Consider the following 11,193-nt stretch of genomic DNA (forward strand, 5'->3'; position numbering starts at 1 on the left):
TCAATCCAATGTTTTATTATATAATACTATTTTATCCTAGTCGAAATAGCATTTAAAATTTTTGTATAAAAATGGGGTTCTGTATTTGCATTGTTATATGAATCTCTCCAATCTTTCATAGTACCATATATACTTTCTACTTCTGGGTTAGGTATAATACTAACATGATTAGTGGTATCTTGGATTGCAATTAAGTATCCAGTAGAATTAACAGCTTCTACTGTAGTAACCCACCCTGCACCAGGATTTGTAGAAAAAGATAACGTAAAATCGTCAACACCTTTAGCTTGCGGAATACCTTTTCTTACGACTATAGCATCTGCAGGTGCAGGCGTTAAACTCTGTCTGTCATATTTATTGGTATATCTGTAAATAGTCGTCCCTCTATCCGGATTTGTTTCTTCAGTTATAGTAAGCGCATCTACTCTAGCCTTTTCTATTAACTTATCCTGAAGAACTTGCTCAGGCGTCAGATCTCCTCCGCTAACAACCGTAGGTGTAAATAAATTAATTACTATAATTTCGGCAGCTAGTAAAAAGGGATTGGGGATAGGTATTGCTTTTGGCGGTGCCATAGTGGGTGCTATAGCACCGCCGGATTGCTTTATATTATCCGGTTTGCTTATTTTAGCATTCCCAGCCCCCTGATTTGCATTTCCGCTCAAATTATATGTTGGTATATAAGTACTGGTAATACTTGAAAGAGTCTTCGTCTGTACTGTAACTTTACTATCTTTTACATATTGAGTAGCAGTTATTTGTCCATTTTTTACAGTGGTATCAATCGTTGACTTATAACTTGTATCTTTGTAAGTTTTAGTAAACATTGCATCAAATTGATTATTATCAATGACTATTTTACCATTTAAATTTTTGTAATCACTTACTTTTAACTCCTTTTTTACACCATTAACAGTTACAACAGCTACTTTGTTTTTTGAATCCCATACAACAGTTCCTTTAGAAGCTTTAGCCAAATCTGTTAAATATGCATCTGTATGACCGGTCGGGTCTATATACATCACAGGTTCATTATGACAATACGTGTACAGGTTAAGTGATAGTGGATCATTAGCTTTTCCTCTATAGGTATCTTCACTTATAAATCTGGCAATATAACAGTCATAGTAACGTGCTCGCAGATAGTAGAGTCCTGTCTCTGAGTCGTAGAATTCTCCTGCATATCTAATTGCACATGGGTACTGCTCTATTGTTAGTGTAGGGGTACCAAATATATCATACTCGTAATTGTTCTCTACCACTCCTGCTTCACTTACAGTATGAACAACATCCCCATGCCCATTAAACAAGAAGTACGACTGCTTGTTAGCTGGATCAATTCGGGCTATGTAATTAATGCCTCTTATATATCTAGCCTTTACATTATTTGAATCATCAGTTTCGAGTATAACATACTGCCTATCGTACTGATAATTCGTTACCTCTGGCCTATATCCTGAAGTGGATTTTTTCACCGTCTTTTTAACTCTCAGGTCGGTTCCATCATATATAAACTCGGTAATTGTTCTTGCACTACCTTTAATTGTGTCTACTTTGACAAGCCTATTAAAACCATCGTAGCTGTAAGCTCCTGTTTCAATGTTATCTGCAGCTGACTCAGCAGTTGCAGCACCAGACACTGTCACATCAAAGTCTTCTGCCAAGCTTGTATTGGCAGCACTTTCAAATTCAGACGACTGGTATATCTGATTTCCATTATAATCATACCAGTAGTTTATAGATTTTTGCAATACCACGTTTCCGCTAGAATCCTTCATATATTCTATAATCTTAAGAAGAGTGTTAGAATCCGAATACACGTATTCACTGTGTTTTGCACTGTATTTGAGCTCGCTTCCACTTGCTTGATCAGTATATCCGCTCCCCTGATCAGATGTATATGTTTCATTTAAGGAAATTCTATTGCCAACTGCATCATAAGCGTAAACTGTTGTCTTTCCAGGCATTTGGACTTCAAGTATTCTGCCATCGCTGTCATAAGTATAATTTGTAGTGCCATAACTATCTGTTTTTGATTTCTGATTTCCAGCCATATCATATGTATAGGTGTAGCTTGAGATGGCACTTCCTTCTGGCCTTTTGTTTATAAGTGTTTTCAGCCTGTTGTTTTTATCATACGTGTATTCTTCTGTTACTCCACCAGCATACATCACAGATTGCCTGTTCCCATTAACATCATAATTGTAGGCTGTAGTCTTTGCTGTACCTAATATTGTATAGCTTACAGTCTTCATCCTGTTGGATTTGTCATATGTATAGGTTGTGACAAAACCTTTTTTATCTTTTACAGTCAATATATTTCCTAAAGCATCGTAAGTATAGCCTAACTGGAATACTCCGTTTTTGTTAATTTGTAATACTCTATCAACAGTATCATAGCCATATGTACTGGTACCTGAAGTATCAGTCATACTTGAAATACTACCAACTTCATTATAACTATAGCTGACACTGTCTCCTGTCTGTGTAACACTTCTTGAAAGAATCAAATTTCTTGAATCATAAGAAAATAAGGTTTCATTGCCATTTCTATCTAACATTTGAGTTTTATTTAATGCCAGATCATACTTGTAACTTATAGTTCTGTTCTCAGCGTTAGTATTTGACAAAAGTACTCCAAATGCTCCATAATTGTAATTCGTTATCTTTCCTCTTCCATCTTTCATCGATAACATATTACCAATATTGTCGTACGTGTACTCAGTACTAATTCCAAGTGCATCAGTTACTTTCTGCAAATTGCCTGCAGTACTATATTTATAATATGTAACCTGTCCAAGAGCATTTATTTCTATAGTTTTTTGGTTATATTTGTTATACTCATATTTGAACGAGTATTTTGTCGAATCATTAAGTGCCTTTATTTCAGGATCAATTACCATAACAAGTCTGTTTGCGCGATCATAGGTGTATACTGTACCGTACCTCGCAGTATCATCACTTCCTGATAGGTACCCCTTAGCATCTATTTTTTTTATTACATTTCCATTTGCATCATAAATATTTTTAGTTATTATTACATTGTCTGGGCCTGTTATAGTTTCCAACCTATTAAGCTTGTCATACCCATATGTAAATGTATTATTGGAAGCATTTGTAACAGTAATCTTATTACTGCAAAGGTCATAACCATACATAAGTGTATTACTCAAGGCATCTTTTACTGTTTTTAATCTGTTCATGGTGTCGTAAGTAAAATATGTATAGTTTCCTCTCTCATTCCGCTCGGCTGTCTTATTACCATTGGCGTCATAATAATATTGTGTATATACATCTGCTCCGTTGTATTTTTTATATACTTTTTCCAGTCTATTAAGTGCATCATAGGTGTATCTTGTAGCATACTTGTCCCTGTTTATGGTATCAGATACTAAATAACCATATGCCCTAGGATCAATTACTTTTGTTTTATTTCCCAAAAGGTCATACTCATATCCTGTTATCAACTGGATTTTGCCGGTATATTCACTATCACGTATTACAGAAATATTAGTTATGTTGGCAGTATTAAATATGCTGGTTTCATCCATAAGGTTTATGCTTTTTATTAATCTGTCACGATTATCATACTCATATTTGCATATATCGTATAATCCACCACTTCTTAACGTTACTGTCTTAATCTTGTTACTATTTTTATCATAATAATATGTCTCACTTCTGCCAGCATTGTCAATCACTGCATTTAAAAGGTTATTATTATAATATGTATAGTTAAATATCCTTGATGATGTTGCATCCTCGGTGCCTGTGGTAGTTTTCGTTTTGATATTACCTACTACGTCATAATCGTAATTTTCTATGGAATAAATAATATTGCTGCCGTTTAACTCAAGGGGTACTCTTTTTTGTTTCAACCTGTTATCGGCATCATATTCAAAATATGAATAACTACCCTTTTTGTCTTTTACGCTTTTGAGATTTCCATTTTCGTCATATCCATTCTCAATAGTATAATTATATGGATCCTTTATTGTAAGTATTTTTTTAAACCCGTTATACGTATAATTAGTAGTGTTGCCGCGCTGGTCTTTGGTAGTCAACATATTCCCAATCTTGTCATATGTGTATTCAACAGCACCTGTATCAGGATATGTTATTTTAGATATTGTCCTGTCCGGATTGTATGAATATATTGTTATATATCCTTTTGCATCGGTTTTCTTAATTAGATTGCCTACAGCATCGTACACATAATAGGTGTTTCCACCAGCAGCATTAGTTTCCTGCGTTACTCTATTGAAAGTATCATAGTAATAGGTACTTCCACTTGATGTATCAATATTCCCATTATATCTCAGACCATCAACAACCTTTCTAACGTTACCATTAGAATCATATTTCCTATATTCCAAAACATTCCCTTCAGGCGATAGTGTACTTTGGAGCCTGTCCATAATATCGTATGTATATGATATCCCTGTCATGGATGTAACTAATTCCGGCGTGTCCTTAGCACTTTCATAATACTTTGGACTAATAACCTTTACTTTATTGCCATTTTCATCATAGACATATCTTGTTACGGCCACAGTACCATCTGTTGCAGGTGCCTTTTCCCGTACTAGCCTTCCAAGTCCATCATATTCCCAGTAAGTGGATACACCAAGAGCATTTGACTGCATGATAAGCTTGTCTTCTGCATCATATGAATATGATGTTGAATTAAACAATGCATCAGCTTGTTTAATTCTCCTGTTTAAGTCATCGTAGGTATAATTAATTGTGTTATTCCTTGCATCTTTTATGCTAGTTTCGTTACCAGAATAATCATATGAGTATACTTTGGAATAATAGTTTGACTTATCAGGTGTGGCATCTTCTTTGACCAGCCTATTTAAAATGTCATAGTAATACTTTCTTATATACCCTTCCTCATCAATAACGTTAAGAAGCAGCGGTGTATTACTATCATATCCAGTAGTATATGCCAATGTCATAAAGCTTTTCTGTGCAGTATCATTCTCCCAAAACGACTTTTTAGTCAGCCTGTTTGCACTATCATACTCATATCTTGTACTATGGCCTAGGGCATCTATTTCCTTTATCTTATTTCCATTTGAATCATATTGAAATTGTAATTTAGTCCCTGCAGTATTCAAATTTTCATATTCAACAAGATTACCGAAAATGTCATATGTATATCTAAAGTAATAATTTAACTGATCTATAAACCAAACTGCAGAATTAGAATAATAGTTATCTATATATTGATAACTTTTTGTTGTATTATCAGGGTATTTGATTTGAATAAGCCGTTCAAGCACATCATAACTATAGCCTGTACTGTTGCCCTTGGCATCAATATCAGCCATCTTGTTACCGGTGTAAAAATCATAGGTATACTTTGTTGAAATATCTTTTCCATCTACTATACTATACTGCTTTGTAAGATATGCACCTTTTTGATCTACACCATCTGCATCAACAGCATATTCATAATTCTCTGTATAAGTATTATTAGTATTATCTGAATAGTGACACTTGCTCTGTGTCATATTTCCATAACTATCATATAAGTAATCAGTTAAAATAGATTTATCGGTACCATTTTCAGTATGTACTTTTTTCTCTTGAGTTATATTTCCATTTAAATCAACTGTATAAGCTATTCTCGATGTAGTAATTGCGTCTTTCTTCCATGTTTTTGAGGTTAAAGCATGATACTGGTCTGTTGCGTAAGTGTATACTACTGTATGTTCATTTACAGTAGTTCCCTCAGGCGTTGTATATGTATTACCTGTTAGTTTACCATTACTGTCTCTATAAGAAGGACCTGAGTATTGAGTTAGGTTTCCGAATGGATCATACACATAATCCTCCACCTTTTTAACAGGTGTTCCGCTTGCTTGCCCATTAACAACATTATATTCCAAGCTTTCATTTCTCTGAGGCAGCTTATTGGTATCATAAGTAGTCGTAGATACAATTTTGTGGTCATTGCCTCTGCTTTCAACATTTATTGTTTCGCCAAGTCCATCATATGTATACTTATTTTTAGCTCCCCTCATATCAGTAACTTCAGAATAATACCTATATGTATTCTTAAGATAGTTATCATCGTAACCATTATATCCCGAATAACCATAACCATCCGGTTCATTTGTATAGGAATAGGTAGTTTTATCTTTTATATCGCAAATATATTTATCCCAGTAGTTCGTTTTTGTATCGTCAAACCCTGTTTTTGAAAGGTCTTGCATTTGAGTTATTTTTCGGTACTGCATACTGCCCCAACTACTAAGTTGCTTTGTATAAGTTCCATATACAAATCTAGTTAATTTATTTGATTTACAGTAATCTATTTGATTTAAGATATCGTAGCGGTTAGTGACTGAATAACTCGAACCATTGTTATATGTAAATCCTAAGTCGGGCTGGTCAAACCAATAATGGTATTTTAAATTGCCATCTGTATCATAAACTCTCTGAATTCTTTCTCTTATATTATGTAAAGAGGTACTTGAGTATAATAAGCCAGACTTATCATATATAATTTTTTTATTATCTGTTAAATCGTTTGGAGTACTGTCAGGTAGATATATTATTACTTGAAATTTTCCTTGTAAATCACCCGATATAGAGCCATCAGGATTTTTAATTACAGTAAAATTTGGGTCTTCTTTATATTGGATATTTACTATTCTTCCAACTGTATCTGTAATTTTTGTAATTACAGTCCTAACCCTAGTGTAACCATCTATTGTATATGAAATAGCTGAATACTCAAATTTAATTGTATTGCTATACCTGTCTATTATGCTCAGTATTCTGCCGTCCGAATCGAAATATGTCTTATTACCATTTTTCTCAATCATTACATATTTTGATTGATACTGACCATTGTTATAGCTTGCATCCTCTTTTACATCTAAATCCTTTACTGTATGGTTTTCAAGCGTATATGTATTTATGCCTTCTACTACTGTTGGTCCTACAAGCCTGTAAATATCTCCAGATTCTGTATGCAGGTATTTAAAGCTGCTCCCATCAGAATTCTGTCTGTTTTCAATTGTAGGGAACGAAAATCTCCAGCCAACACCAAGGTTATATCGATTTTCATAAAATGAAGATGTTGTTACATCCGAATAAATATAATCAACCAATGCCCCTCCACTGTAATAAGCTCTCATTTCATGGACATTTGATGTATCATTTTTATATATTCTTTCTACCTTAAGATCAAGTCCATTTCTTCCAGGAAGAACATAATCCGTCTGTTTTAAAGTCAGACTACCACTTTGTGGATCTACGCTAACTTCATTTTCATTGTTTCTCAAATATGCAGGTGAAAGCATAGTACTATACTGCTGTTTTGGACCTACCAAGTTATTGAGTTGCTCTTCAAGCGTCTCTGCATTTGCTGATTTAAAAGGCATCAAAGTAATAAATATTACTAATAAAATAAATATTTTAATTAAATGGTTTTGAATATTTTTCATTGAATAACACCCCTAGTTATATTTTTTTTCATAGTACTGGGCCAAAATATCATCTTTTTTATTTCCTGCTTTTACTTTATTCAATGTTGTTTTATCATCTTCACCCAGTTTACCTGCAATAACCAGTGCATCAATAACCTGTTTTTCCGTAAGTCCCATACTTTTTTTATATTTATCAACCTGAACTTCCGAAATTGCAACTCTAGGAAGTTTTTCAGCCGTATTAACCAAACCAAGCTTGCTACTTATTTCATCCCACGTTTTGCCTTCTTTTTTAGCTTTGATTATGTTTTTAAATTTTTCCAAACCTTTTTGGGAGATCCTGTCAGCATTCATAATATCATCAATTGTAATTTTTGGATCTTTCATAAGTTCTTCAAGATATCCCGGTTTAAAACTTGTAGGAATAAACTCCTTATGCTCTGTACTGTAGTCTTTAAACACTTGCGCCCATGTTTTTCCTAATTCCTTTTTTTTAATTTAGTCCTTCAAATTCACTAAGCAGACCATAATTTTCATATAAATACTCATATGCAATCATGGCATCTTTAACCTTATGACCTTTTTTCATCAATCTAGTAAATTCTTCAGTATTTTTATCTGAAACATTAAGCCCCTTAAGGAGTTTTTTAAAGTTTTGAATATTTTTTTCTGCAGATGATTTATCAGATGATGTTATTAAAGACTCTATATCAGAAGCCAACTTAAAATTACTAACATCTATTTGTTCCTTGGGCTTCTTAGTAATCTTAACAGAATTCTCTAAGAAAGTACTATTTATTGGGGTTGAATCATTATTCGTTTTAACAGTAATAGCTTTTTTACTTTTGTCAGATGAATCTGATGATAAATTAGTTGCAATATTACTCTTGCTTGAATAAATTTGTAGCACACCTGCTGTAAATACAACCGCTAATATTATTACAATTACTTTACTGATATTTTTTGTCTTTAACAATTTAGTCATATTATTATTTCTCCTTTGCCATAATTCCACTATTTAAACTTCTGTCCTTAATTTCATTAACCTCTTTCATCACATCTTCTGAAGGATTTCTAGGGTTTGTCGACTCAACATCTGGCAGTGGTGATTTAGGAGGTTCATCTTCTATCGAAGATGTCCCATCCACTTCTGATAACTTGTCTTCTTTTAAACTTTTATTATCATTGTTAGTAGGAGTATCTTTTTGAAGATTTTTCAGCATTCTCTCCTCTATTTTTGCTAAAGTAATTATCTTACTTGTATCCAATCCTGCAATCTTTTCATTTTTTTCTTTCTCATAAGAATCTTTGTCAATAACATACGTTCCAAGGTCAACGTCTATTTGTAAAGACAATAAGTATTCATCAAAAGTATTTTCATTCGTACCAAAATCCATATTAAGTTTTAATAAAAGGTAAACTGCTGTTTTTGTATCCATTTTACTTAATAGTTCACTAAATGCAGATAAATCTTCTTCATCCTTTATATCTGATTCAACCTCAGTAGATGATATGTTTTTTACGTTCTCAGAACTTGATGCTGTTATTTCTTCTAATTCAAACATGACTCTCTCAACAAGCATTTTCACTTCAGTTATTTCTTCATTCTTAAAACCCTCTGAATTGAGTTTTTTTAAAAAATTATCATCTAATCCGTTTTGAGCCAGAACAATGCTTCTTGCATCCTTATTAACCTGCTCATTAGATTTTTGATTTTTAAGCTTGTTTAGCACTTCATTCCATGTTAATGAATTGTTTTTCAACTTAAGTACTTCTTCTATATTGACTCCCGTCATATTCGAGATTTCTTCTGCAATTTTATTGTCATCCTTGTTCGTAACATTTGCAGCCGCAACATTAGTTTTCGGTAATATACCAGAAGTTACTATAATGGTTGGAAGTAGTAATGCAAAGATAATAATCATGATGAGTAGCTTTGTGTATGACTTTTTAAATTGAAACATTCTTGTCCTCCTTATTCAACTTCGCAATTCAATGTAACCTGACCACTGACTGCCGGCTTAAATACAATAATATCAGCTACACCTGACCAAAATTTACCCTCTGGTATAGCCTTGTCTATAGTAAATTTAATTGTACCCGGATCATTTTGAATTATAGTTATGCCTGTCCCTGCAATAGCCCCTATTGTAGTCTCTTTTGGATATGTCATTCCACATAGGTCAGTCACATTGCTTATTTCATTTGTGTTATATGTAATTGTATATGTACGACCAATAAAACTTTTCATATTTTTATGCTTTAAGACTAGATTAAAAATATCGCCTGCTGTGCAGGCAGTAGTAATACTTACCGTTGTAGAAGGTGTACCAAATGAATATTTGGGATACTCATAGTAACTTTTTTCTCCATTTCCCAACTGACCATAAATATTTAATCCCCATGACAAGACTTCATCATCTTGTATTGCCAGGCTGTGACTCCCCCCACCTGCAATGGCTATGATTGTTTTATTCAAGTTTACCCGAACAGCTTCAGGCCTGGAATCAGTTATCGTGCCATCACCAAGCTGTCCTTCAAAGTCTCCTCCCCATGCTTGATACTCTGATAACTCATCATATATTGCCAGACTATGATAGCTCCCACAAGCAATGCCCTTTACAGAAGTTAGATTTAATTCCACTGGCGTAAACTTTACCTCTCCCTGGAGATCACCATCACCTATCTGACCGAAAAGGTTACTTCCCCATGCCCATATCGTTCCATAATTCCTGTTTAGTGCCAGATTATGATAGCCTCCACACGCAATATCCGTTATTCTACCCAACCCATCTACCCGAGTTGGCGTAGTGATTGTTATAAATTCGAAATCAGCATTACTATATCCCCACTCCCAGACCAGTCCATCTCTCTTCAATGCCAAGCTATGATAGTATCCACAGGCAATTGACTGTATATCGTTCAAACCGCTTATCTGTTGTGCGGTATACCTTGATGTTGTCGTTCCATCTCCCAGTTGGCAATAATCATTATTCCCCCACGCCCACACTGTTCCGTCAGATTTTAATGCCAAACTATGGCCATATCCACCCGCTATGGCCGTTATTTCACTAAGCCCACTTACCTGCACCGCTGTAGTTCTTGTTATAGTCGTTCCGTCACCCAATTGTCCATAATCATTATTTCCCCATGCCCACACCGTTCCATCTCTCTTCAACGCTAAACTGTAATAGGATCCACTGGCGATTTTCTTTATATTATTCAGTTCTATTACCTGAACAGGTTTAGCCCTTGTTGTTGTCGTTCCATCTCCCAACTGGCCATAATCATTATTTCCCCATGCCCACACTGTTCCATCACTCTTCAACGCTAAGCTGTGATATTCACCACCCGCGATGGCTGTTATTTTACTAAGCCCGCTAACCAGCACTGCTGTGGTCTTTCTTCTCATTGTTCCGTCGCCCAATTCTCCAAACTGAGCCGATCCCCATGCCCACACTGTTCCATCCTTTAGTGTTATACTATGATAGCCCCCACACGCAATAGCCGTTATCCTGCTTAAACTGCTCACTTGAACCGCTGTAGATTTTTTTGTTGTTGTCCCATCTCCTAGCTGGCCATAATTGTTATATCCCCATGCCCACACTGTTCCGTCATTTTTAGTGCCAGACTATGGTAATATCCACCCGCGATGGCTTTTATTTCACTAAGCCCGCTTACCTGTACCGCTGTGGTTCTTTTTGCTGTCGTTCCATCTCCTAGCTGACCATAAAAGTTATCTCCCCAT

General features: G+C 34.7%; 5 protein-coding genes and 2 pseudogenes. All 7 read right to left on the bottom strand.

Features of this window, described 5'->3' with window-relative positions:
* Positions 1–26: 26 nt before the first annotated feature.
* A complete protein-coding gene (locus tag CTER_RS25420) occupies positions 27–7,463 on the bottom strand; it encodes an RHS repeat-associated core domain-containing protein (protein WP_004630736.1) in 7,437 nt (2,478 codons plus the stop codon).
* A 12-nt stretch (positions 7,464–7,475) separates the two neighbouring features.
* Positions 7,476–7,907 carry a hypothetical protein gene (locus CTER_RS25425; RefSeq protein ID WP_004630714.1) on the bottom strand — a complete coding sequence of 144 codons (432 nt, stop codon included), beginning with the start codon at positions 7,905–7,907 and terminating at the stop codon, positions 7,476–7,478.
* Positions 7,908–7,938: 31 nt separating this feature from the next.
* Positions 7,939–8,430 carry a hypothetical protein gene (locus tag CTER_RS25430; RefSeq protein ID WP_004630706.1) on the bottom strand — a complete coding sequence of 164 codons (492 nt, stop codon included), beginning with the start codon at positions 8,428–8,430 and terminating at the stop codon, positions 7,939–7,941.
* A 4-nt stretch (positions 8,431–8,434) separates the two neighbouring features.
* Entirely contained in the window at positions 8,435–9,409 is a 975-nt protein-coding gene (locus CTER_RS27295) for a hypothetical protein (RefSeq protein ID WP_004630731.1), read from the bottom strand.
* An 11-nt stretch (positions 9,410–9,420) separates the two neighbouring features.
* Complete coding sequence (locus CTER_RS29345) at positions 9,421–10,233, bottom strand: RCC1 domain-containing protein (protein WP_479725124.1); 813 nt, start codon at positions 10,231–10,233, stop codon at positions 9,421–9,423.
* 60 nt (positions 10,234–10,293) lie between these two features.
* A pseudogene (locus tag CTER_RS29350) lies at positions 10,294–11,055 on the bottom strand (RCC1 domain-containing protein); the annotation flags it as partial.
* Positions 11,016–11,193 (bottom strand): annotated as a pseudogene (locus tag CTER_RS27860) (RCC1 domain-containing protein); the annotation flags it as partial. The pseudogenes CTER_RS27860 and CTER_RS29350, both read right to left, overlap by 40 nt.

It is taken from the genome of Ruminiclostridium cellobioparum subsp. termitidis CT1112, from assembly GCF_000350485.1.
Taxonomy (GTDB): Bacteria; Bacillota; Clostridia; order Acetivibrionales; family DSM-1351; genus Ruminiclostridium; species Ruminiclostridium termitidis.

Coding starts and splice junctions, on each gene's coding strand:
- CTER_RS25430 (WP_004630706.1), bottom strand. CDS start 8,430: ATGACTAAATTGTTAAAGACAAAAAATATCAGTAAAGTAATTGTAATA.
- CTER_RS27295 (WP_004630731.1), bottom strand. CDS start 9,409: ATGTTTCAATTTAAAAAGTCATACACAAAGCTACTCATCATGATTATT.
- CTER_RS25420 (WP_004630736.1), bottom strand. CDS start 7,463: ATGAAAAATATTCAAAACCATTTAATTAAAATATTTATTTTATTAGTA.